The sequence below is a fragment of the Streptomyces sp. NPDC048191 genome (assembly GCF_040652655.1).
In the GTDB taxonomy this organism is placed as follows: domain Bacteria; phylum Actinomycetota; class Actinomycetes; order Streptomycetales; family Streptomycetaceae; genus Streptomyces.
In genome coordinates this window covers 1-23,232 of record NZ_JBEZMO010000013.1, presented here as the reverse complement: position 1 = coordinate 23,232, position 23,232 = coordinate 1, and the positions used below count along the sequence as shown (strand labels likewise).

The following is a 23,232-nucleotide window of genomic DNA, read 5'->3' as shown; positions in this document are numbered from 1 at the left end:
AGCCGCTTGACCACTTGAACGGAGATCACCGTCATGCCCGTCATCCGCTCCTCCGAGGCCACGACCCATGAGATCCACGGCGCCCGCTTCGTCTCGTACGCCACCCCGCTCACCGGCAGCAAGGAGCTGTGCGCCTGGCGCGGGGAGATACCGGCGGGCACCAAGGCGCCCGCCCACACCGTCAACCGGGAGGAGATCTTCCATCTACTGGTGGGCGAACTGCTGATCACCCTCGACGGCCGCACCGAGCGCATCGGCGCGGGCGACACCGTGATCGTCAATCCCGGCACGACCCTCGCCGTGGAGAACCCGACCGATCACACCGCCCTGTCCTGGGGAACCACCTCCGTCGGCCTGGAGGCGGAGCTGGCCGACGGCACCCTGATCACGCCGCCCTGGGCCAATTGACAGACGTGGAACCGCCGCCACCCCCGAGCGCGCCCGGCATCACCGCCCTGGGCCCGAACTTCGCCCGCGCGCGGTCCGCGACCTCCTCGATGCGGCGGACCTTCTCGTCCACGGGATCGAAGGTGAGCTGGCAGGAGGCCTGGTCGGCGGGGGCCAGGCCCTCCGCACGCAGGGCGAGCGCGCGGACCCGGGCACGCTGCAGGCCGAGCGCCTCGTACATGCCGTAGGCCGCCCTCGTCAGGGCCGCCGAGTGCGCGGTCGGCTCCTTCAGGGTGCGGCTGCGGGTGGTCGAGGAACGGTCGGCGTAGCGGACGGTGAGGGTCAGGGTGCGGCAGACCTTCCGCACCGCGCGCAGCCGGGCACCGAGCTCCTCGGTGGCGGACAGCAGTGCCCTGCGGTGCCGGTCGGGGTCCAACTCGTCGATCTCGAAGGCGCGTTCCGCCGCCAGTGCCCGCGAGACGGTGTTCGGCACGACCCGGCCCCGGTCGATGCCGCTCGCCTTCTCGCGCAGTTCGCGGCCCGCCTTCGCGCCGATCAGCCGCTGGAGCGTGGACAGCGGTGCGCCGGCGACCAGGCCCAGGGTGTCCAGGCCGTACTCGCCCAGGGTGCGGGCGGTCGCCGCGCCGACGCCGGGCAGCGCGGACACGGGCCGCTCGGCGAGGAAACCGGCGATGCCGTCCGGGTCCTCGGGCACGGCACACGTCGCCCCGGGCCGGGCGTCCAGCAGCGCCACGCGGGCCAGCATGGGGCCCGGACCGGCTCCGATCACGCAGTCGACGCCGTACCGCGCGAGGGCCCGCACCCGGATCACCGAGGCCAGCTCCACCGCGTCGCGCCCGAAGTACCGCTCGGCGCCGCGCAGATCGGCCAGTGCCCCGTCCGGCGGCAGAGCCTGAACGACCGGGGTGAGGTCCTCCAGCAACCCGAGCAGTCCCGGCAGGGCCGCCTCGTACATCGGCGGCAGCTGGAAACGTACGCAGAGAATGGTCATCCCGCACTCCCCGGACTCTGGTGCCACAACTTCCGTACGGCAGCGGGCCCTTGTGAGGCCTCCTGCCCCGCGGGCCGCAGATCGGCCCACGGATGCATCTGGTATCCGGTCGGCAGCTGGATCCGCCGCCCACCGGTCGGGTCGCCGCCCGCGCCCTCGGCCACGGGCTCCGCGAGCCGCGCCGCGACCTCGTCGAGGCCGCCCTCGGCACGCAGTTCCACCAGCTCGGCGAGGTTCCAGGCGGCGGAACCCACCACGCTCAGGCTCCGCGGGCCACGCCGCTGCACCACTCCGCGCACCAGCAGCAGCCACGAGTGGAAGACGGTGTGCGCGCAGGCGTCGTGCGAGTCGTCGAAGAACGCCAGGTCGACCAGTCCCGTGCCGTCGTCCAGCGTGGAGAAGATGACCCGCTTGCCGGACCGGATCGGCGGCGTCTGGGTGGCCGCCTTGGCGCCCGCGACCAGCACGGTCTCCCCGTGCCGCGCCTCCCGCAGCCGACGCGCGGAGACCACGCCCAGCTCCTTGAGGAACTCCCGGTGGTCGTCCATCAGATTGCGCGAGGCGTCCATGGACAGCACGCCCAGCTCGGCGCTGAGCCGTTCCGCCGACGTCAGATCCGGCAGCCCCGCCGGCGCGGTCTTCCGCCCGCCGGCCAACGGGAGTTGACCGCCACCGCCGCCCCGGGCGCCCCGGTGCAGCTCGGTCAGGTGCAGTTGCAGATCGCGCCGGTTGGCACCGAAGGCGTCCAACGCGCCCACCTGCGCCAGCCGCCCGGCGAGGGGGCGGCTCGGGCGGGCCCGCTCCCAGAAGTCCAGCAGGGAGGCGTACGGCTGTCCGTCCGCGATCCGCTTCGCCTCCGCCTCGCTGATGCCGTGCACGTCGGAGAGAGCCAGCCGGAGGCCCCATACGGCAGGTGATTCAGACACCAGTTCGATCCTGTGTGCGACACCGGACACGTTCACGTCCAACGGCAGGATCGGCACCCCGCGCCGCCGCGCGTCCGCCAGCAGCAGCCGCTTCGGATACATCCCCGGATCGTGCGTGAGCAGTCCGGCGTAGAAGGCGGCCGGGTGATGGGCCTTCAGCCAGGCCGACTGATAGGTCGGCACGGCGAACGCGACAGCATGCGCCTTGCAGAACCCGTAGGACCCGAACGCCTCGACGATCTCCCAGGTCCGCTGAATCGTTTCCGCCCCATATCCCCTGGCCGCGGCCTGCTGCGCGAACCACACCTTGATCCGCCCCTGCGACTCCGGGTCGGACAGGCCACGCCGCACCCGGTCGGCCTCGCCCCGCCCGCACCCGGTCATGACGGCGACGATGTCGATGACCTGCTCATGGAAGACGACGACGCCGTACGTCCCCTTCAGCGCCTCTTCCAGATCCGGGTGCGGACAGCGCACCGGCGCCCGCCCGTGCCGTGCCTCGATGAACGGCCGCACCATGTCGGCGGCGACGGGTCCGGGCCGGAACAGCGAGATGTCGACGACCAGATCATGAAAGGTACTCGGCTGCAGCCGCCCCACCAGGTCCCGCTGCCCCGGCGACTCGATCTGGAAGCACCCCAGCGTCTCGGTCGAACGGATCAGCCGATACGTCTTCGGATCTCCCGCCGGCACCGCGTCCAGATCGATCCGCTCCCCCGTCACCCGCTCCACCTCGGCGACCGCGTGCGCCATCGCCGACTGCATCCGCACACCCAGCACATCGAGCTTGAGCAGGCCGAGGTCCTCCACGTCCTCCTTGTCGAACTGCGACATGGGCAGCCCCTCACCGCTGGTCGGCACCACCGGCGTACGGGCGAGAAGCGAGGCGTCGGACAGCAGCACCCCGCACGGATGCATGGCGACCCCGCGCGGCAGGGCGTCGAGCGCCTCGACCAGCTCCCACAGCCTGCCGTACCGCTCCTTCTCCCCCGCGAGTTCCTTCAGCTCGGGCAGCTCCTCCAGCGCGGCACGCGCATCCCGGGCCCGGATGTGCGGAAAGGACTTGGCCACCCGGTCGATCTCGGCCGGATCCATGGACAGGGCGGCACCCACATCCCGGATGGCATGCCGCACCCGGTAGGTCTCCGGCATGGACACGGTCGCGACCCGCTCCTCACCGAACCGCCCGATGATCGCCCGGTACACCTCCAGCCGCCGCGCGGACTCCACATCGATGTCGATGTCCGGCAGCACCACCCGCTCCTTGGACAGGAAGCGCTCCATCAGCAGCCCGTGCTCGACCGGGTCCGCGTGCGCGATCCCCAGCAGGTGATTGACGAGCGACCCGGCCCCGGACCCCCGGGCGGCCACCCGGATCCCCATCTCCCGTACGTCGTCGACGACCTGGGCCACCGTCAAGAAGTAGGAGGCGAACCCGTGATGGCCGATGATGTCCAGCTCGTGGTGCATCCGCTCCCAGTACGCACGCCTGCCGCCGTACCCGAGCCGCACCATCCCCGCCACCGCCCGCGAGGCGAGCGCCCGCTGGGCGGTGCGCCGCCCGGCCCCCACCAGATGCGCCTCGGGAAAGTGAACGGTCCCGATGCCGAGGTCGTCCTCGGGGTCGACCCGGCACTCCTCGGCCGTGGCCAGGGTCTGCTCCAGCAGCCGACGGGCGGTGTCCCGCCGGTATCCGGCGGCCTCCACGACCCGCTCGGCAACCCCCGCCATCGCCTGCGCGTCCTTCAGCCACGCCTCTCCGGAGTCCAGCTCCCCGCGCGGGTCGACCGGCACCAGCCGGCGCGCGGCGTCCAGCACGTCGGCGACCGGCCCCGCCCCGGGATCGGCGTACCGTACGGCGTTGCTGAGCACCGGCCGCACCCGCTGCTCGGCGGCGAACCCGACGGTGCGGGCGGCCAGCCGCAGGGAGCCGGTCCCGGTACCCGTACGGCCGTGCCAGAAGGCCTCCAGCCGCACCGCGTCGCCGTAGACCTCACGCCACGCTCCGAGCAGCTTCGCGGCCCGGTCGGGACGCCCCGCCGCAAGAGCCCGCCCCACATCCGACCCGGGCCCGAGCAGGACCACGAGCCCGTCCCCGTGATTCGCGGACCAGGGAAGCAGCGGAGCCCCCTCTCCCGCATGCGCCGCGGTGACGATCCGGCACAGGTCGGCCCACCCCCGGGCCCCGTCCCGGGCAAGAAAGGTCACACGCGGAGCCGACTCGTCGACGAAGGCACCACCGCGCACCGGCACCCGCCGCCGCTCGCTCCGCACGGCCTCGGCCGCACCCACCGCCAGGTCCACGCCGAAGAGCGGCCGCACCCCCACCCCGGCACAGGCCTTGGCGAAGCGCACCGCACCGGCGACGGTGTCCCGATCGGTAAGGGCGAGGGCGTCCATCCCCCGCTCCGAGGCACGCCCGGCCAGCCGCTCCGGGTGGGATGCCCCGTACCTCAGGGAGAACCCGGAGACGGTGTGCAGATGCGCGAAGCCCGGCACACGCACCTCCCGCACTCGCACGGCTCTCGAACATCAGTTCCCTACTTCCACCCCCACCATACCTCCATTCTCGAACGTACGTACGACATCCGTTCGACACCCCGCCACCTGCACAAACGCCACCCCACTGCCCTGCGGGGACATGACACGGACAAACACCCCGCACACCACGAAGCCCCGCCCCCAGGCCACCCAGGGACGGGACTCCACGGATCGAACCGGACGGAACGAATCAGCCGATCTGCGCCCCCGTGGCGGACAGCGCGGCGGTGACCGGCTGGAAGAACGTCTCCCCGCCGGAGGTGCAGTCACCGCTGCCACCGGACGTCAGCCCGATCGCGTTGCTCCCCGAGAACAGCGAGCCACCACTGTCCCCCGGCTCGGCGCACACGTTCGTCTGGATGAGCCCGCTGACGGTGCCCTCCTGGTAGTTCACCGTGGCGTTCAGGCCGGTGACCGTACCGTCGTGCACATGGGTCGTCGACCCGCTGCGCGTCACCTTCATCCCCACCGTCGCCTCGGCGGCGCCGGTGATCTTCTGGGTGGAGCCGTTGTACAGGTCCACCTCGCTCGGGTGGTCGACCTGCGCCGTGTACTTCACGAGCCCGAAGTCGGTCCCCGGGAAGTGGGACTCCGCGTTCTGCCCGATCTCCTTGCCGCTGGAGTCCGACCAGCTGGAGATCGCCGCGGTGCAGTGCCCGGCGGTCAGGAAGTACGGCTGCCCGTCCTTGACCACGTTGAAGCCGAGCGAGCACCGCCCGCCGGACCCGCTGATCGCGTCACCGCCGGCGACGAAGGGCTTGAACTGCCCCTTCGACCGCTTCAGTTCGGCCTTCGCGCCCAGCCCGTCGACCACCTTGCTCAGCTTGGTCCACTGCGCGCCGGAGACCGTCCTGTCGGCGGTGACGACGACCTTGTTGCTCACCGGGTCGGTCGACCACGACGTCCCCGGTATGGTCGCGTCCTTCTTCAGGGTCGTCCGTGCGCCGTCCAGCGCGGCGAGCGAGTTGGCGACGAGTCTCGCCTTGGCCCCGGCCGCCTCGACGGTCTTCACGGCGCCCTGGTCGAGCACGTTGACGACGAGGCTCCTGGCCTGGGCGTCGTAGTAGCCGCCGGCCGCGTCGGAGCCGAGGCTCTTCAGCAGCGTCGAGGCGAGATTTCCGGCCGCCGGAGCGGACAGAACCTTCGGCGCAGGAGCCGACTTCGCGGGCTCGCTGGCGTTCGCACTCTGCAAGGTGACACCCGCGGCGACCAGTGCGGCGATTCCCGCACCGGCCACGGCGGCCCGCCGCCCGGATATGCGTCGGTGCTTCAACTCACGTCCTCCTGTGGGGGGATGGCCCGCGGGTTGTGGGGACCCGTCGGACCGGAAGGCTGGTTGACGAGCGCCCACTCTTCCGAACGGCACAGGGAGCACACAAGGTTGACTTCAGGACGCGCGTAGAGAGGGCTTCCACCACCCCACCGGCTTGACCGGCCACGGACCCACCAGGGAATTCGCACTGCAAACACGACACGCAAGGAGCCCTCAGCGGAACGTGACGACACCGCATGGCTTGTTCTCGCCCCTTGCCGGGCAACGGAAAAGCCTCCGCGCACCCACGGCACGCGGAGGCTCACCAAGGCGGAAACCGGACCGTCAGGGCAGCGTGACCCCGTAGTAGCTCAGCGCCTCGGTCACCGGCTGGAAGAAGGTCGTACCACCGGAGGTGCAGTCACCGCTGCCACCGGACGTCAGCCCGTACGCCACGCTTCCGCCGTACAGCGGACCGCCGCTGTCGCCGCCCTCGGCGCACACCGTGGTCTGGATCAGCCCGTAGACGATGTCGCCGCTGCCGTAGTTGACGGTGGCGTTCAGCGCGGTGACCCGCCCGCTGTGCGTACCGGTGGTGGAACCACGCCGGTACACGGTCGTGCCCACGGACGGCGTGGCCGCGCTGGTGATGGACTGGCCGCCCACGGAACTCGGATGCGAGATCGAGGAGTTGGTGTACCGCACCAGCGCGAAGTCGTTGCCCGGGAAGCTGTAGCCGACGTTGGTGCCGAGCACCGTGCTGTGGCTGGAGTTGCTGTACCAGGTGGAGGCCACCTGGCCGCAGTGGCCGGCGGTGAGGAAGTAGTAGGTGCTGCCGCTGTGCACGTTGAAGCCGAGCGAGCAGCGGTACTGACCGCCGTAGATGGCGTCGCCGCCGCTGATCAGCTTGCTGAACCTGCCGCGGGTGTGCTTGATGGTGAGTGCGCCCGCCTCGGCGCCGGCCTGCTTCTTGATCTCGGTGATCTGGGCCTTGGAGACCCTGCTGTCGACGGTGAGGACGACACGGTTGGTCTTGCTGTCCACGGCCCAGGCGGTACCGGGCACGTTTGCCTTCAGGATGGAGTCACTGGCCTTGGCGAGCTGGGTGGCGCTGAACGTGCCGTCGTCGCTGGCGTTCGCGGTGGGGGCGGCGAACGCGGCCGCGGCCAGGAAGCCGGTGGCCACGGCGATCAGCCGGGTCCGTCTCGCAGTGCCGTTGCGGGGAGTGGTGCGCTTGATCCTCACTTTTCGTTCCCTCCCAGGGGAAGTCGGGGGCCCGCGTGGGGTCGGGGCCCGTGAGTCGCAGCCAGGGGGGCCGCCGGATTCCGAACACGCATGCCCCCTGGCAAGCGCTGAGGGGGAGTATTCGGCCGAACGACCGGTCGCCACAAGGGTGCCTTTCGGCCGTCGGACTTTGAACCACTCTTACGCGGCAGCTCTTGACATCCGCTCAGCACACGCTGACGCCACCCCAGCGCATTCCGACAATCAGCCAAACGCACGCTGACGACGGCTCAGCGCCCGCTCCCCCGCCTCGATCGCCAGGTCCAGCGTGTTGCCGGGCGGCGGAAAAGGGCAGATGAAGTGGTCGGCGAAGGCGCACGGTGGCAGCTGGGCACGGTTGAAGTCGACGGTCGTACGTCCCTCGGGATCCGGCGCGGCCGGATGGAGGAAACGGAACCGGAAGCTGGTGTCGCCGCTGGTGGCGTCGGCGAACACCGCCCACAGCAGTCCGTCGCCCTGCTGCGCGACCTGAAGCGTCAGCTCCCGTCCCGCCAGAACGAAGGCGAGTTCGCCGGCGAGGGCGAGCCCCCGCTCCCGCCCGTCCGCGTTGCCGACCCGCACGGTGCGGGTGTCGTCGTACGGCGTGAAACGCCCCGGCACCGACCAGCGGGGGTCGTACGGGGTGGCCTCGATGCCCTGGAAGGCACGCCTGGTGCTGGACCCCGGGTCGTAGACCCGCACCCCCCACGCTCCCTCGCGCACCAGCACGATCAGCCGTTGTTCCCCCCGCGCGACCCGCGCGCGCTCCTGTGGCCCGAGGTCGGCGGCGAGCCGGACCTCACCCGTGAAGGGCCGGCCGTCCACGGTCAGACCGTCGACGCCGGTGGCGGTCAGCACGATCCCGTCGGCGTCCGCCACCCAGGTCCCGGGAATGTCCGGAAGTCGACCGTCCGGATGGTCCTCGACCCAGTGGGTGGTGGTCAGCGCGAGCGGCCCGTAGGGCGCGGAGACCTTCTCGACGCGCTTCTCGTGCCACTGCTTCCACGCGTCGGCCGCGTCCGTCGTCATGTCGTCTCTCCTTTTCCCTGCGATCGGTCTTCGCCCGCCGGACGGGGCAGCCCGAGATGGGAGCGGAGGGTGCCGCCCCGGTATTCCGTGCGGAACGCGCCACGTTCCTGGAGCAGCGGCACCACCCGGTCCACGAACTCCTCCAGCCCGTCGGCCGCGAGCAGGAAGCCGTCGGCCGCTCCCTCGCGGACCCGGGCGTGCAGTTCACCGGCGACCGAGTCGGGCGTGCCCACGAAGGACTGCCTGCCCGTGGTCTCGAGCACGGCCTCCCGGCTGGAGAGCCCCTTCTCCTCCGCCAGCGCCCGCAACCTCGCCACACGCGCCAGGGTTTCGCCGTCCCTGCTCCGAGGGGCGATCGCGGGCAGCGGGCCGTCGGGGTCGTGCCCGGCGAGGTCCACGCCCCAGAGCCGCTCCAGTGTGTACAGCGCGTACTGCGGGGTGACCCGTCGCCGTCTGATCCCGGCGGCCCGCTCCTGCGCCTCGGCGGCGGTGTCCCCGAGCACGACGGTGACGCCGGGCATGATCCTCAGCTCCTCCGGTGCGCGGCCGTAGGCGGCGAGCCGCCGCCCGACGTCGGCGTGGCGGACGCGGGCCGCCTCCGGCGGGCCGTGCCGGGTCAGGAGCACGTCGGCCGTGGCCGCGGCCAGCTCCCGCGCCGCCTCGGACTCGTCCGCCGCGATCACCACGGGCCGCCCCTGCGGTGAGCGCGGCAGCCCGAACTCCCCGGCGACGTCGAAGTGCCGGCCCCGGTGCGCGAACGGCCGGGGTGTCCCGTCGGGCGTCCAGGACTCCCACAGCAGCCTGGCCACGGTGACGAACTCGGCGGTCCTCGTGGCGCGCGGGGCACGCTCCGGGCGGGCGCCCGGGCGGAAGTTCTCGGCGGCCTCCGGGGTGGCCGCCACCCGCCAGGCCGCCCGGCCCCCGCTCAGGTGGTCCAAGGTGGCGATGCTGCGGGCGAGTTCGTACGGCTCGCCGAAGGCGGTGTCCGCCGTGGCGGCGAGCCCGAGCCGCGCGGTGCCTGCGGCGAGCGCGTTCAGCAGGGCGACCGGTTCGGGCCGTGCCGCCGGTTCGAGGTCGTGGATGCGGCCCTTGTGCTCGGGCAGCCGCATTCCCTCGTCGAGCAGCAGGAAGTCGAACAGCCCGCGCTCGGCGATCCGGGCCAGGTCCTCGAAGGCGGCGAACCCGGTCCACGCGTCCGTGCCGGGATCCGTCCCCTCGGTGGTGTCACCGCCGCCCGGAACGCGGGCCGCGAGATGCATCCGCCGCCGTACGGTCATGACGTTCCCCCTGTCATGACGTTGCCCCCGGTCGCGGCGTACCGGTTGGCGGGCCGGGCGAGGCCCAGGTGCTCGCGCAGGGTGCTGCCCGGATAGAAGGTGCGGAACAGGCCGCGGTGCTGGAGCAGCGCCACCGTGCCGTTGACCAGCCGCTCCAGGTCACGGCGCGGTTCGACGGGCACGAGGTGGAAGCCGTCGGTGACACCGTCGGCGTGCCAGCCGGCGACCAGGTCGGCGAGGTCGACCGGGCCGCCCCGGTACAGCGGCCCCCGAGCGGTGGGCCGCGGGCCCCCGCCGCCGTGTCCGGGTGCGGCGGCGTGCTCTCCGTCGCCGAGGTCGACCAGCAGGCTCACCAGGACCCGCACGGTGTCCGGGTCCCGGCCGGACTCGGCGGCGCCGGCGCGCAGTTCGTCCCGCATCGCGGCGGCCTGCGCCGGGGTCGCGGCATGGACCAGGGCCACGTCGGCGTGCCGGGCGGCGACGGCACGGGCCGGGCTCCCGGTGGCGTCGACGACGCGGACGGGGTGGCCCTGCGGCGGCCGGGGCACGGTCGAGGGGCCCCGGACCGCGAAGCCGGTGCCGTTGAAGTCGACGTGGTGCAGCCTGTCCCGGTCCAGGAAGCGGCCCGTGGGCACGTCCCGGATCCCGGCGCCGTCCTCCCAGCTGTCCCACAACCGCGCGGCCGCGTCGGCGACTTCGCCCGCCTCCTGCCACCGCGCCGTGAACGGCGCCGGGGGACGGAGGCCGAAGAGCCGGGCCTCGTCCTCACCGGCGGACACGTCGATCCGCCAGCCGGCCCGGCCGCGGCTGACCCAGTCCAGCGTCGCCACGGCGGCCTGCACCCGGAAGGGCTCGGTGTGGGTGGTGGTGACGGTCGGGACCAGGCCGATGCGCCGGGTCGCGGGCGCCACCCGGGACAGCACACCGAGGGCATCGGGCCCGGGCCGGGCGAAGGAGTCGCCCAGCGTCACGAAGTCCAGGCCACCGCGTTCGGCGAGCCGCACCAGCTCGGCGTACGGTCCGGCGCCGAAACAGCCCGGCAGGTCGACGCCGGCGGCGAGATGGGGCAGCCCTCGGCCGTACCGCGCGCTCACCCCGGCACCCCCCGCCGTCCGGCTCCGCTGCGCACGCTCACAGCACCTTCGCCAGGAACGCCCGGGTCCGCTCGTGCCGCGGCCGGTCCAGCACCTCACCCGGCGGTCCCTGTTCGACGATCCTGCCGTCGGCCATGAACACCACCGTGTCGGCGACCTCGCGGGCGAACGCGATCTCGTGCGTGACGACGATCATCGTCGTGCCCTGCGCGGCCAAGTCCCGGATGACGTCCAGGACTTCACCGACCAGCTCGGGATCGAGCGCCGAGGTCGGCTCGTCGAACAGCAGCAGCTTCGGCTCCAGCGCGAGCGCCCGCGCGATGGCCACGCGCTGCTGCTGCCCGCCCGACAGCTGCCGTGGATAGGCGTCGGCCTTGTCGCCGAGCCCCACCCGCTCCAGCAGCCGGCGCGCCGCCTCCACCGCCTCCTTCCGCGGCCGCTTCAGGGCGGACACCGGTGCCTCGACGACGTTGTCGAGGACCGTGAGGTGCGCGAAGAGGTGGAAGTTCTGGAAGACGAACCCGATCCGGGTGCGCTGCCGGAGCACCTCGCGCTCGGGCAGCTCGTACAGCTTGTCCCCGGCGCGCCGGTACCCCATGAGCGAGCCGTCGACGCGGATCTCTCCCCGGTCGACCTTCTCCAGATGGTTGACGGTGCGCAGCAGCGTGGACTTGCCGGAGCCGGAGGGGCCGAGCACGACGGTGACCTCACCGGCGCGCACCTGGAGGTCGATGCCCCTGAGGACGTCGAGCGAGCCGAAGCGTTTGTGGACCGACCTGATGTCGACCATGTGGCTCATCGCGTGAGTTCCTTTGCGTGTGACGTGCTCAGAAAGGCCAGCACCGCCCGCGCGGTGGCGTCGTTCTGCCGGAACGCGGCCCCGCCGGTGCGCGGCCGGGTGAAGGCGCCGGGGGTACGGGCGTCGGTGTAGGGGCCGAGCGCGAAGCGCCGGGGGTGCGGGCGGCCGGCGCCGTCGAGGATCCGGCCGTCGCCGGGGTCGACCCGGAGCAGTCCGTCGGGGGTCTCGGCGGCGCCGTCGGCGTGCAGGTCGCGCAGCAGGCGGTCGCGGGCCCGCCCGACGGTGGGCTCGGGCAGCCGCGCCTCGACCAGCGCCCGGGCCTCGACGTGGAAGCCCGGCACGGTGGGGCTGGTGGCCCGGAACACCCCGTCCCCGGCGGTGACGGTCATGCCGGCGCCGACGAACCTGAGCACGCCGGCCCGGGACAGCGCGAGCATCTGCCGCAGCCGGGGTCCGGGCGGTCCGGAGGCCAGGTAGCTGAAGAACCCGTGCCACCAGGGGCCGATGTTCCCGAGCCGGACGAGCTGGCCGTAGACGGAGAGCAACCCGAGGAAGACGCCGAGGTCCGCGCTGTGGGAGGGGTCGTGCCGGCGGCTCAGGTCCGCCTCGACGTACCTGCGCAGGTCCTCCTGGAAGTCCTCGTGCGAGGCATGGCGCACCCCCTCCAACGGATGATCGAGTGCGGCGAGGTCGAGCCGGTCGGCGGGATCCGGCACGGCCGCGGCGACCAGCGCCTCGACCTCGTCGGGGGCGCTCGCGGCCGCGTACTTCTCCTCGAAGTCGGCCCAGCTCATCGCCGTACGCCCGGCGTGGGCGGTGAACAGCCGGTGGTAGTGGGCGAAGCCCAGTTCCTTCTCGACCAGCGGCCACACGTCGCGCCGGAAGTCGAGGCCTCCCGGCCGGGCCCGCAGCCCTTCGACCTGGGCCGGCCCGAGGAAGCGGGGCAGCGGGGGCCGGTCGCCGGTCCAGTCGTAGCCGATCTTCGAGTGGTACGGCACTCCGCGCCGGGAGCCGACGTGGAGCACCGGTTCCCGTCCCGAGGGTACGTAGGTGTCGCCCTCGTACCGGCCGCCGCGCCCCTCGGTGAGCAGCACCATCAGGTCGACGAAGGCCAGTCCGAAGCCGCGCACGAGGACGGGTTCGCCGGGCTTGAGCGGGGACAGGTCGCTGTCGGCGGTGAAGTCGGGCGGCAGGTGCACCAGGCCGTGCTCGCGGGCGTAGGCGGCCAGCGCGGCCTGTTCCGCGTCGGGTTCGGCGTCGAGGTGGCCGATCGCGAGGACCACCAGGTCGGCGAGGAGGGGGCGGGGCAGGCCCTCCAGCCACACCTGCTGGCGGCCCGCGCGCGGGCCGCTGATCCGCAGGGCGCGGTGGGGGTGGTGGTGGACGGTGACGCCCTCGGGCAGTTCGGCCCGCGCGCGCTCGTACACCCAGCGCAGATAGCGGCCCTGCAGCTGCCGGTCGGCGAAGGTGCTGCCGTGGAGGCCCGCCCACTCGTGCAGGGTGGGGCCCTCGCGCACCGGGCCGTCCATGGTCACCGTCTCGTCGGTGAACATGGTGACGTCCTCGGCGTGCGAGTTCATCCACAGCAGCGGTGACTGCGCCTGGCGCCAGATTCGGCCGCCGCCCGGCGGATGCGGATCGACCAGGTGGATGTCGAGGCCCTGACCCGGGTACAGCTCGGGGGCGTTGGCGGCGATGCGTTCCAGGATTCCGGTCCCCCGCGGCCCGGCTCCCACGATCACCAGCTGCGGCCTCATCGGGCGTTCTCCGTGCCGCGGGCGTAGTACTTCTCGATGTAGTGCTGGCCGAGGCCGAGAACGGAGGTGACGACCGCGTACCAGAGGGTCGCGACCATCAGCAGCGGGATGACCTGGTAGGTGCGGTGGTAGACCAACTGGGCGGAGAACAGCAGGTCGTTGACGGCGATGACGCTGACGATCGAGGTGCCCTTGAGGGTGCCGACGAGCATGTTGCCGGCGGGCGGCACGATGGCGCGCATGGCCTGTGGCAGCACGATCCGCCACCAGCGCCGCGACCGGCTCAGGCCCAGTGCCTGGGCGGCCTCGATCTGCCCGCGGTCCACGGAGAGGATGCCGGCCCGGACGACCTCGGCGGCGAAGGCGGCCTCGTGCAGGGTGAGGCCGACGATCGCGACGGCGACCGGCGTGAGCAGGTTGACGGTGCGCACGCCGAACACGTGCGGGTACAGCGCCCCGATGTTGAACCACAGCAGCAGCTGCACCAGGATCGGGATCGACCGGAACAGCCAGACGTAGCCCCAGCCGACCGCTCTCAGCACCGGGTTGGCGGAGAGCCGGAACCCGGCGAGCAGGGTGCCGAGAGCGAAGCCGAGGACCATCACCACGGCGGTCAGCCACAGCGTGAGCCACAGTCCGCGCAGGATGGCGGCGGACGTGAAGTAGTCGGCGACGACGTCCCACTGGAACGCGCGGTTGCGCAGGACGGAGTTGACGGCGAACCCGAGCAGCACGAGGACGACGACGGCCGCGGTCCACTGGCCGTAGCGGCGCTGCGGGACGATCCGCGGGAGGTCCGCGGGCTCGGGTATGTCCGGCGCGGTGGGGACTTTGGCGAGGGTGTCGGATGACATGCGAAGGCTCCGTGACGCAGGGAGAACACGGGTGATGCCTTCACACGGACGCGCCGTGCGGCGCGGGTACGGCCGAGCCCCTCAGCAGGGCCGTTCGTCGAGAGTACGCGGACGTTTCGGTGCACTGTCAAGGCTGTCCGAACTGTGAGCCGTACGTCTCAGGTCAGTTGACGCGGAACCGGATGCCTGTTCCACTTGGCCCATGCATCCACAGCAGTGGCTGGTCACCCGCTCCCACATCGACTTCGGTCGCGTGTGGTCCTGTTCCTGTTGAGCTGACCCCCTGCACGCGCCTGCCCTTCGGGCGGGCGTCCTCGCGTTCTCCCCTTTCTCCTCGCCTTCACACGCGCACCCCTCCCCTCGCGTTCTGCACCCTCATCTGCATCTGCTCCCAGGAGACCGCAACCGATGCGCACGCGTTATTTCGCACCTTTTGTCGGCATTACGTCCGCCGCTCTGCTCCTCACCGCCTGCGGCTCCGGCTCGGGCGGGACGGATGCCTCGGGAGTGGCCGCGAAGTCCGATGCGGTGCCCACCACGGACGTCGTGTCCGCGGAGAAGAAGGACGAGGCTGCGGCGAAACTGCTGCCCGCCGGCACCACCCACCTCACCGTCGCCATCAGCGTCGGCGGCACCCCGCCCGGCACCACGTACCTCTCCGACGGCAAGACACTGACCGGCCAGGACGTCGACTTCACCAAGGCCGTCGCCAAGGTGCTCGGCATCCGGCTGACGGTGGCCCAGGCGAGCTTCGAGGCGATCCTGCCCGCGCTGGACAGCGGCAAGTACGACTTCGGCGCGAGCAACTTCGGTGTCACGGACGAGCGCCGCAGGACCATCGACTTCGTCACCTACGTCAACGACGGCCAGGGCTTCGCCACCCGCGAGGACAGCAAGCTGACGAGGATCACCGACCTGAGGCAGCTGTGCGGACTGAACGTGGCGACCGGCGCCGGCACGACCTTCGAGGCCACGCTGGAGGAGGGCAAGCACCTGTGCGCCGATGCGGGCAAGAAGCCGTACCAGGTGCAGACGTACTCCGAGCCGAGCGCGATCTGGTCGTCGGTGCAGCAGGGCCGCAGCGACGTGGTGATGTCCACGATCAACGGCCTGCGCTACGCCGTGGCCCACCAGCCGGGTCTGAAGTTCCTGAACGAGTACCACCGCCTGGACGTGGGCTTCGCCTTCAAGAAGGGCACCGAACTGGCGCCCGCCTTCCAGGCGGCGGTGAACAGGCTGCTGGCCGACGGCACGTACGACAGGATCCTGAAGAAGTGGGGGACCACGGGCTCGGCGATCGACCGGTCGAGGATCTCCCCGCCCGAGCTGAAGAACTGAGCGACCGCCTCACAGCCCGCAGTCACAGCACGAGCAGCATTCACAGCACTCGCAGCACTCGAAGGCCTCGCAGCACGACCAGTCGCAGGTGCAGTCGCAGGAGGCGCAGCAGCCCTCCCGTTTCTTCCGGGACCAGGGCCCCTCGAACTCGTCGGCGCAGCACACCTTGCAGGTGCAGCACAGGCCGAGGGCCGCCGCGCAGCCGGCCCACAAGCCCCGCTTGTCCGGGCGCGGCGGCTCCCCGCCGAAAGGACTGCCGTACGGGTGGCCCGGCACCTTCGGCGCGTGGTGGCCCGGCGGCGGTCCGAACGACGCCTCGGGCCCGTGTCCGCACGAGCGGGTGCCGAACGCGCGGTCCACGGAGCGCCGCAGCTCGTGCACGAGGAGCAGATGGGCGAGCCGGCCGTCGGTGAACTCCGCCTCCCGCAGGGCGAGCCGGATGCCGTGCAGCGCGTCGTCGGCGAGCCTGCGGGCCTCGGCCCGCGACGTCCCCGTGGCGGTGAGCGGGTTCCAGGCGCCCGACGCGGCGTCGGCGTCCTGGTCCTCCACGGCGTCCAGCAGATGCGCGAGCCGGCCGAAGAGCCGTCCGGTCTCAGCGAGCGGCGTCGCGTTGCCCGGCCGTCCGGCCAGCACCGCGGTGTGGGCGAAGGCGGCGGCGGTCGCGGTCTCGGTCGGCTCGGTGACGGTCAGGACCGGGGTGCCGTGCCCGGCGAGGGTCTCCAGGCCCGGCTGCCGGTCGACAGCCTCGACGAGGACGCCGGTGTCGAAGCCGACCGCTGCGCCGCTGTGCGCTCCGGCCCTGCCCCAGCGGGCGGCGACCCGGCGCGCGGCGGCGGCCACGGGCCGGCGGGCCAGCAGCCCGTCCCGGTCCGCGACATGGTCGCGCACCTTCGCCGCGGCGAGCACCAGCGAGACGGCGGCGGCGAGCCGCGCGCCCTCGCCCTGGGCGACGGACGCGGTGCGCATCCCGCGCAACGCGCACGGACCGGCCGTACGGCGGCCGGCTTCGGACCGTCCGGACTGAGCCTCCGTCAGGACCGAGATGAGAAGACCGTCATAGTTCGTTACGATCCGCGCGAGCTGGCCGTGGTCGCGGCGCAGGGCGAGACAGAGCCCGCACAGATGCGCCATCCACTCGGCCTTGAAGCCTTCCCCGAGCCGATGAGAGCACGGTCTGACGATTCCGAACACGACGATCCCCCGTGATGTGGTACGACGTTGAGGTTCACCCGTACGCAGTGATGATCACCCATCCGCCGACGACAATCATATTTCACTCTCAGTCAGCAGCCGTATGAGTCAGGACCCTTGGGGCACAAGGACTCTCGACGGATCGGCTGTGCACCAGTACCGTCACAAACCCCCCGCGCGGCGTCTATCCACTTGGCGCGCCGTCCGCATCATGGATGACCATAGAGACGCGGAAAGCAAGAAAGACCGCTGTGAGAGGAGGCGTCCATGGGATCGGTACGCAAGGCGAGTGCGTGGCTCGGCCTCGTCGACGACAACGATGACGAGCGTTACTACGACGACGAGTACTCCGAGGGCACCGAGTCCGAGGGCGCCTGGGTCACGGACCCCCGGGTGAAGGTGGCCACGGACACGGCCGAGGAGAAGGGCCGCCGGATCGGCACGGTCACCCCGGACAGCTTCCGGGACGCCCGCGCCATCGGCGAGCTGTTCCGGGAGGGCGTCCCGGTCATCATGAACCTCACCGCGATGGAGCCCGCCGACGCCAAGCGCGTGGTGGACTTCGCGGCGGGGCTCATCTTCGGTCTGCGCGGCTCGATCGACCGCGTGTCCAACCGGGTGTTCCTGCTGACGCCGGCCGACACGCAGATCATCAGCGGGGAGGCGTCCGGCCACCGCGAGGACGGCTTCTTCAACCAGAGCTGAGGCAGGGCCGCTCACCGGCCCTGCCTCCCTACGGGGCTCACCGGAAGGCGTCGAGCCCGGTGAGCGCCTTGCCCAGCACGAGCTGGTGCATCTCGACGGTGCCCTCGTAGGTGAGCACCGACTCGAGGTTGGTCGCGTGCCGCATCACGGGGTATTCGAGAGAGATGCCGTTGGCACCGAGGATCGTCCGCGCCGTACGGCAGATCTCGATGGCCTCGCGGACGTTGTTGAGCTTGCCGAAGCTGACCTGCTCGGGGCGCAGGCGGCCGGCGTCCATCCGCCGCCCGAGATGGTGGGCGAGCAGGATCCCCTTGTGCAGTTCGACCGCCATGTCGGCGAGCTTGGCCTGGGTGAGCTGGAAGCCGCCGATGGGCCGCCCGAACTGCTCCCTGGACTTCGCGTAGTCGAGGGCCGCCTCGAAGCTGCTGCGCGCGGCGCCCATCGCGCCCCAGACGATGCCGTACCGGGCGTGGGACAGACAGCTGAGCGGGCCGCGCAGTCCGGTGACCTCCGGAAGTACGGCGTTCGCCGGCAGTCGTACGTCGTCCATGACCAGTTCGCTGGTGACCGAGGCACGCAGGGACCACTTGTGCTTGATCTCCGGTGCGGAGAAGCCGGAGGTGTCGGTCGGGACGACGAAACCGCGGATGCCGTCCTCGGTCTGCGCCCAGACGACGGCCACCCCGGCGACCGACCCGTTGGTGATCCACATCTTGCGCCCGTTGAGCACCCAGTCGTCGCCGTCGCGCTTGGCGTGGGTACGCATGGCGGCGGGGTCGGAGCCGTGGTCCGGCTCGGTCAGCCCGAAGCAGCCGATCACCTCGCCGGCCGCCATGCGCGGCAGCCACTGGAGCTTCTGCTCCTCGCTGCCGAACCGGTGGATCGCGTACATGGCGAGTGAGCCCTGCACGGACACCAGGGACCGGATGCCGGAGTCCGCCGCCTCCAGCTCGAGGCAGGCCAGGCCGTACTGCACGGCACTGGCGCCCGCACAGCCGTACCCGCTGAGCGACATCCCGAGCGCCCCGATCCCGCCGAGCTCCTTCGCGAGCTCACGGATGCCGGGCAGCTCCCCCTTCTCGTACCACTCGGCGACGTGCGGCAGCACCCGGTCCGCCGCCCAGGCCCGCACGGTGTCCCGCACGGCCAGGTCTTCCGACTCCAGCAGGTCGTCGATCCCGAGCGGGTCGGCGGGATCGAAGGGGGGCAACTTCGAGGACGCGGACATGGGACACCCTCCGGCACGCAAGAAAACTAGCACCGCTAGTCATGTGGGGACCGACGTTACGGTGCGGTGCCGCGCGCGTCCAGTGCCTCAGGCCGTGACGCGGTGGTCCGCCACTTCCCTCGGCGCGGGCAGCTCCACCGCCGCCGGGGGCTCCGCGCACTGCATGATCCGCGGCAGCCGCAGCGCGATCACCGCGCCCAGCAGCAACAGGCCCGCGCTCACCAGCAGCGTGACGTGCAGCCCGTGCACGAAGGAGTCCCGCGCGGCCCGGCGCAGCGCCGCCCCGGCGGATCCGCCAAGCCCGCCGGCGACGTCGTAGGCCTCGCCGAGCGAGTGTCCCGCCCGGTCCGAGGCGTGCTGCGGGACGCCCGGCACCGAGCGCAGTCCGGGAGAGTAGGCCGCGTTCATCACGCTGCCGAGCAACGCGATGCCGATGCCGGCGCCGAGCTGGTACGACGTCTCGCCGATCGCCGCCGCGCCGCCGGCCTGGTCGGCCGGGGCCTCGCTGAGCATCGACTCGTACGCCCCGAAGAGCGTGGTCTCCAGGCCGAAGCCGAGCAGCACGAAACCGGACAGCAGCAGCGGCGCGTTGTCGGCGCCGCCCATCGCGGTGAGCGTCAGCACCGCGGCGGCGGTGAGGCCGAAACCGAAGCAGACCATCCGGCGCGGGCCGAAGCGGCGCAGCATCCGCGCGCCCGCCAGGCCCGCCGCCATGGCCGCGAGGGTCAGCGGCAGCAGCCTGAGGCCGGTCTGCAGCGGCGAGAGCCCGAGCACCAGTTGCAGGTACTGGGCGGCGATCAGCTCCAGGCCGACCAGCGCCAGCATCGCCAGCACGATGCAGCCCACCGAGGTGCTGAACGCGGGCCGGCGGAACATCCGCAGGTCCACCAGCGGATGCGCGAGGCGCCGCTGCCGGCGTACGAAGAAGAAGAGGAGGGCCGCGCCGACCAGCAGCGGCAGCACGGTGAAGGGGCTCGCCGGTGCCCCGCCGCCCAGTTGCTTCACGCCGAGGACGACACCGAAGAGGCCGCCGGCCGCCATCAGAGCGCCGAGGATGTCCCAGGGGCCGTCGCGGTCACCGCGGGACTCGGGCAGCAGGATCCGGCCGACCGGCAGACTGACCAGCATCAGCGGGATGTTGACGAGGAAGACCGCGCCCCACCAGAAGTGCTCCAGCAGGAAGCCGCCGAGCAGCGGGCCGACGGCCGCGCCGACGGCGGCCACCGCGCTCCAGATGCCGATCGCGAGCGCGCGTTCGCGCCGGTCGGGGAAGACCTGACGGAGGATCGACAGGGTCGCCGGCATGATCATCGCGCCGCCGACGCCGAGCAGCGCGCGGGCGAGGATGAGCATCTCGGCGGTCTGCGCGAGGGAGGCCACGGCGGAGGCGACGCCGAACAGGCCGTAGCCGAGCAGCAGGACACGTCTGCGGCCGACCCGGTCGCCGAGCGTGCCGAACAGGATCAGCAACGAGGCGCAGACCAGCGGGTAGACGTCGACGATCCAGAGCAGTTCTATGGCGCCGGGCCTGAGGTCCTCGGTGACGGCGGGGACCGCCACGTGCAGCACGGTCGCGTCCAGGGCGACGAGCAGCAGGCTGACGCAGAGGACGACGAGGACGACCCAGCGGCCCGCACCGTCCCCGGCCGCCCGACGGCGCGGCGGTGCGGCGGCCGTGGTCGTCCCGGACATGTACGTACCTCCCAGATGTGCCTCGCGGGGGGCGGACCGACGGGGGTGGGGACTCCCTGTCGTACGGCCGGAGAGGAGCGGGGTCTCCGGCCCGCGCAAACCCACGCGGGTGACTCGTCAGCGTACGCGAGTTCCCCACGGGGGCACGTGGCGGACCTCTCACACGCATGACGGAACCCGTGTGGCGTACGCCACGTCGTTCTCCCTTGACCACGCCCCGGGGGCGGGTCCGGTTCCACCGCCGGTCGATAATCGAGTCCGTGACCGATCTTGACACGCGCGTGGCCCCACCCCACGCCCCCTTCCTACGCCGGGCGGTCCCGGCCCTTCTGGGCTATGCGGCGGTCCGCGCCCTGGGGCTGGTCGTGCTGGCGCTGTGGAGCGCCGCGCGCGGCAAGAGCGCGTACACCCTGCTGACCGCGCGCTGGGACTCGCTGTGGTACACGCGGGTCGCCGAGCTGGGGTACGGCTACGAGGTGCGGCTGCCGAACGGCGACGTCCACTCCAACCTGGCGTTCTTTCCGCTGCTGCCGTGGCTGGAGCGGCTGCTGCACGCGGCCCTTCCGCTGTCGTACGCGGACGCCGGTCTCGTCGTCAGCCTGCTCGCCTCGCTCGCCGCGGCCTGCGGGATCTTCGCCGTGGCCGAGCGGGTGTACGGCCCCCGGGTGGGGGTCTGCGCGGTCCTGCTGTGGGCGGTGCTGCCGGTCGGCGTCGTGCAGTCGATGGCGTACAGCGAGTCGCTGTTCACGGCGCTGGCGGCCTGGTCGCTGTACGCGCTGCTGACGGGCCGCTGGCTCACGGCCGGTGTGCTGGCGGCGCTGGCGGGGCTGACGCGGCCGGTGGGGGCGGCGGTGGTCGCGGCGGTGTGGGTGGCGGGCGTGATCTCGTTCGTGCGGGGCCGGAGGGCGATGCGTACGCCCGGCGCGGAGACGACATCGCACGCCCCGGCGCACACGCCAGGCGCATCCGACGACGTACAAGCCCCGGCGCTCGCTCCCAGCGCGGAGGCCCCTTTCGCACCATCGGTCCCACCGGCCCCCGCCTGGCGCCGCGTCCTGGGCATGCTCATCGCCCCCCTGGGAGCCGCCGGTTATGTGCTCTGGGTCGGCCACCGCACCGGCAAGGGCCCGCTCGGATACCTGGACGTCCAGGCCGGATGGCGCAATGGGTTCGACGGCGGCTACGCATTCGCGCGCTTCGTGGGCGACAAGTTCACGTCATTTCCGTCCGCGCTCGCCGGCGTCGGCCTGATCGTCGGGGTCGCGCTGCTGCTGTGGCTCTACGTGGCCGGCGTCCGCCGGCGCCAGCCCGTCGAACTGCTGGTGTACACCGGTGTCGTCCTCGCGCTCGCCCTGTGCGCGTCAAGCTACTTCGGTTCCAAGCCGCGGCTGCTGCTGCCCGCCTTCCCGGTGCTGCTGCCGCTCGCCGGCGCCCTCACCCGGCTGCGCACGTCCCGATCGGTGCTGGTCACGGCCGTGTTGGCGGTCGCCTCGGCGATCTACGGCGCGTTCTGGCTGAACGGCTCCGGTCCCCCGTGATCGGCACCGACGGGCCGATGACGCTCCGGAGAATTCCTTGCCAGGACCGGGTTAACGCATTCATAAGCGCCATATAAACAACACCCGGCATGATCAAAGGAATTGAAGGGAAACCGCCTCACGGGATTGCGGAATCCCGTGAATTCGGAGGACCCTTGAGAGGTTTGCCACATCACATCGTCATCACAAAGCCACTGTTTCGACAGGGTTCACAGCTCACTCGCTGTAACGTCGATTGGGTGCGTACCGAACGAAACCTCACCCGGCGTCTGGACCGGGTGTTCGCCAGACTCGACCGTGAGCCGGAACGACCGGCCCACATCGATGTGCCAAGGATGAGCCGGCACAGGGTCGTTCTGTTCACCGCGACCCTGGCTTTCTACCTGGCGATCGTGTGGGCCGTGATGATCACGTCCTGGCTGGTCCGGCTCGACTGGCAGGTCATGTTCTTCCGGCCGTACCAGCAGTGGCCGCAGATCCACGCCTTCCTCGACTACTACGTGGTGCTCGGCCAGCGCGGCCCCACCGCGGTGATGGTCGCGGCCTGGCTCGGCTGGCGCTCCTGGCGGCAGCACACGCTGCGCCCGCTGCTGACCCTGGCCACCTCGCTGCTGCTGCTGAACATCACGGTCGGCGCCGCCAAGTACGGGATGGGGCGCCTCGGTCCGCACTACGCGACCGTGATCGGCTCGAACGAGATGGGTCTGGGCGGCGATATATTTCCCAGCGGCCACACCGCCAACGCGGTCGTGACCTGGGGCATCCTGGCCTATCTGGCCTCCACCCCGAGAGCGCGCCGCTGGCTGTCCGCACTGTCCGCGATCACCTCGCTCGGCGTCGGCCTCACCACCGTCTACCTGGGTACGCACTGGCTGAGCGACGTGCTGCTGGGCTGGGCCGCGGGCCTGCTGATCCTGCTCGCCCTGCCCTGGTTCGAGCCGCTGATCGCCAGGGCCGAGACCGCGCTGTTCGATCTGCGCGACCGCTGGCGCGCCCGCCGCGGCCGCCCCGTGCCCGAGCCGGTCGTCCCGGTCACCCCGGTGGTGCTCAGGCCGCGCGGCGCACCGGCCGAGCAGCCGGCCCCGGCCCGCGAACCGGTCGCCATGACCCGCGCCTCCAGAGGGCCGGCGCATCTGGCTCCAGGGCCGCACATGACCCGTTCGGAACGCACCCCGGTCACCCCGGTGGGCAGCCGCCGCCCGCCGCACGCCGACCGCCTGCCCCGCGGCACCTCCCAGCCGGCCCGGCCTGTGACGGGCGCCTGACGACCGGTACGGCAACGGGGTCCGGTACGCACGAGCACCCCGCGCACGAACGAGGCCCCCCGCCCCCATACCGGGGGGGGGGCG

Annotated in this window: 18 protein-coding genes; 5 read left to right on the top strand and 13 right to left on the bottom strand. The window is 71.9% G+C overall.

The features are described 5' to 3' along the window. The first annotated feature begins 33 nt into the window (after positions 1–33). A complete protein-coding gene (locus AB0D93_RS21530) occupies positions 34–408 on the top strand; it encodes a cupin domain-containing protein (RefSeq protein ID WP_362121563.1) in 375 nt (124 codons plus the stop codon). On the opposite strand, the gene AB0D93_RS21525 is transcribed toward AB0D93_RS21530, so the two are convergent. From AB0D93_RS21525 to AB0D93_RS21480, 10 genes are all read right to left on the bottom strand, one after another. Further along, positions 386–1,399, bottom strand: a complete 1,014-nt coding sequence (locus AB0D93_RS21525; protein WP_362121562.1) for a hypothetical protein — start codon at positions 1,397–1,399, stop codon at positions 386–388. The genes AB0D93_RS21530 and AB0D93_RS21525 overlap by 23 nt on opposite strands. Further along, a complete protein-coding gene (locus tag AB0D93_RS21520) occupies positions 1,396–4,824 on the bottom strand; it encodes a DNA polymerase III subunit alpha (protein WP_362121560.1) in 3,429 nt (1,142 codons plus the stop codon). Before AB0D93_RS21520 ends, AB0D93_RS21525 begins: the two co-directional genes overlap by 4 nt. A 232-nt stretch (positions 4,825–5,056) precedes the next feature. Further along, positions 5,057–6,139 carry a S1 family peptidase gene (locus tag AB0D93_RS21515; protein ID WP_362121558.1) on the bottom strand — a complete coding sequence of 361 codons (1,083 nt, stop codon included), beginning with the start codon at positions 6,137–6,139 and terminating at the stop codon, positions 5,057–5,059. A gap of 324 nt (positions 6,140–6,463) precedes the next feature. After that, positions 6,464–7,363, bottom strand: coding sequence for a S1 family peptidase (locus AB0D93_RS21510; RefSeq protein WP_362121557.1), 900 nt, complete (start codon positions 7,361–7,363; stop codon positions 6,464–6,466). A gap of 243 nt (positions 7,364–7,606) precedes the next feature. Then, positions 7,607–8,410, bottom strand: coding sequence for a DUF1684 domain-containing protein (locus tag AB0D93_RS21505; RefSeq protein WP_362121555.1), 804 nt, complete (start codon positions 8,408–8,410; stop codon positions 7,607–7,609). After that, complete coding sequence (locus tag AB0D93_RS21500; RefSeq protein ID WP_362121553.1) at positions 8,407–9,687, bottom strand: NtaA/DmoA family FMN-dependent monooxygenase; 1,281 nt, start codon at positions 9,685–9,687, stop codon at positions 8,407–8,409. The genes AB0D93_RS21505 and AB0D93_RS21500 overlap by 4 nt, the downstream gene beginning before the upstream one ends. Continuing rightward, positions 9,684–10,781 carry an LLM class flavin-dependent oxidoreductase gene (locus AB0D93_RS21495; RefSeq protein WP_362121551.1) on the bottom strand — a complete coding sequence of 366 codons (1,098 nt, stop codon included), beginning with the start codon at positions 10,779–10,781 and terminating at the stop codon, positions 9,684–9,686. The genes AB0D93_RS21500 and AB0D93_RS21495 overlap by 4 nt, the downstream gene beginning before the upstream one ends. A gap of 37 nt (positions 10,782–10,818) precedes the next feature. After that, positions 10,819–11,580 carry an amino acid ABC transporter ATP-binding protein gene (locus AB0D93_RS21490; RefSeq protein WP_362121549.1) on the bottom strand — a complete coding sequence of 254 codons (762 nt, stop codon included), beginning with the start codon at positions 11,578–11,580 and terminating at the stop codon, positions 10,819–10,821. Further along, entirely contained in the window at positions 11,577–13,337 is a 1,761-nt protein-coding gene (locus AB0D93_RS21485; RefSeq protein WP_362121547.1) for an FAD/NAD(P)-binding protein, read from the bottom strand. The genes AB0D93_RS21490 and AB0D93_RS21485 overlap by 4 nt, the downstream gene beginning before the upstream one ends. Further along, positions 13,334–14,191 carry an amino acid ABC transporter permease gene (locus AB0D93_RS21480; RefSeq protein ID WP_362121545.1) on the bottom strand — a complete coding sequence of 286 codons (858 nt, stop codon included), beginning with the start codon at positions 14,189–14,191 and terminating at the stop codon, positions 13,334–13,336. The genes AB0D93_RS21485 and AB0D93_RS21480 overlap by 4 nt, the downstream gene beginning before the upstream one ends. A gap of 408 nt (positions 14,192–14,599) precedes the next feature. On the opposite strand from AB0D93_RS21480, the gene AB0D93_RS21475 reads away from it, so the two are divergent. Next, positions 14,600–15,529, top strand: coding sequence for an ABC transporter substrate-binding protein (locus AB0D93_RS21475; protein WP_362121543.1), 930 nt, complete (start codon positions 14,600–14,602; stop codon positions 15,527–15,529). Positions 15,530–15,538: 9 nt separating this feature from the next. Here AB0D93_RS21475 and AB0D93_RS21470 read toward each other — a convergent pair whose 3' ends face one another. After that, entirely contained in the window at positions 15,539–16,720 is a 1,182-nt protein-coding gene (locus AB0D93_RS21470; protein WP_362121541.1) for a DUF5685 family protein, read from the bottom strand. Between the two features lie 267 nt (positions 16,721–16,987). Between AB0D93_RS21470 and AB0D93_RS21465 the strand changes: the two genes are divergently transcribed. After that, positions 16,988–17,425 carry a cell division protein SepF gene (locus tag AB0D93_RS21465; RefSeq protein WP_362121539.1) on the top strand — a complete coding sequence of 146 codons (438 nt, stop codon included), beginning with the start codon at positions 16,988–16,990 and terminating at the stop codon, positions 17,423–17,425. Between the two features lie 37 nt (positions 17,426–17,462). On the opposite strand, the gene AB0D93_RS21460 is transcribed toward AB0D93_RS21465, so the two are convergent. Next, positions 17,463–18,653, bottom strand: coding sequence for an acyl-CoA dehydrogenase family protein (locus AB0D93_RS21460; RefSeq protein WP_362121537.1), 1,191 nt, complete (start codon positions 18,651–18,653; stop codon positions 17,463–17,465). An 87-nt stretch (positions 18,654–18,740) separates the two neighbouring features. Further along, on the bottom strand, positions 18,741–20,345 hold the full coding sequence (locus tag AB0D93_RS21455; RefSeq protein WP_362121535.1) for an MFS transporter: 1,605 nt from the start codon (positions 20,343–20,345) through the stop codon (positions 18,741–18,743). Positions 20,346–20,605: 260 nt separating this feature from the next. Between AB0D93_RS21455 and AB0D93_RS21450 the strand changes: the two genes are divergently transcribed. Both AB0D93_RS21450 and AB0D93_RS21445 read left to right on the top strand, forming a co-directional pair. Continuing rightward, positions 20,606–21,883: a glycosyltransferase family 39 protein gene (locus tag AB0D93_RS21450; RefSeq protein ID WP_362121533.1), complete on the top strand. Its 1,278-nt coding sequence runs from the start codon at positions 20,606–20,608 to the stop codon at positions 21,881–21,883. A 239-nt stretch (positions 21,884–22,122) separates the two neighbouring features. Beyond that, on the top strand, positions 22,123–23,148 hold the full coding sequence (locus tag AB0D93_RS21445) for a phosphatase PAP2 family protein (RefSeq protein ID WP_362121531.1): 1,026 nt from the start codon (positions 22,123–22,125) through the stop codon (positions 23,146–23,148). The last annotated feature ends 84 nt before the right edge of the window (positions 23,149–23,232 follow it).

Coding starts and splice junctions, on each gene's coding strand:
- AB0D93_RS21475 (WP_362121543.1), top strand. CDS start 14,600: ATGCGCACGCGTTATTTCGCACCTTTTGTCGGCATTACGTCCGCCGCT.
- AB0D93_RS21500 (WP_362121553.1), bottom strand. CDS start 9,687: ATGACCGTACGGCGGCGGATGCATCTCGCGGCCCGCGTTCCGGGCGGC.
- AB0D93_RS21460 (WP_362121537.1), bottom strand. CDS start 18,653: ATGTCCGCGTCCTCGAAGTTGCCCCCCTTCGATCCCGCCGACCCGCTC.
- AB0D93_RS21455 (WP_362121535.1), bottom strand. CDS start 20,345: ATGTCCGGGACGACCACGGCCGCCGCACCGCCGCGCCGTCGGGCGGCC.
- AB0D93_RS21480 (WP_362121545.1), bottom strand. CDS start 14,191: ATGTCATCCGACACCCTCGCCAAAGTCCCCACCGCGCCGGACATACCC.
- AB0D93_RS21530 (WP_362121563.1), top strand. CDS start 34: ATGCCCGTCATCCGCTCCTCCGAGGCCACGACCCATGAGATCCACGGC.
- AB0D93_RS21525 (WP_362121562.1), bottom strand. CDS start 1,399: ATGACCATTCTCTGCGTACGTTTCCAGCTGCCGCCGATGTACGAGGCG.
- AB0D93_RS21505 (WP_362121555.1), bottom strand. CDS start 8,410: ATGACGACGGACGCGGCCGACGCGTGGAAGCAGTGGCACGAGAAGCGC.
- AB0D93_RS21465 (WP_362121539.1), top strand. CDS start 16,988: ATGGGATCGGTACGCAAGGCGAGTGCGTGGCTCGGCCTCGTCGACGAC.
- AB0D93_RS21485 (WP_362121547.1), bottom strand. CDS start 13,337: ATGAGGCCGCAGCTGGTGATCGTGGGAGCCGGGCCGCGGGGGACCGGA.
- AB0D93_RS21490 (WP_362121549.1), bottom strand. CDS start 11,580: ATGAGCCACATGGTCGACATCAGGTCGGTCCACAAACGCTTCGGCTCG.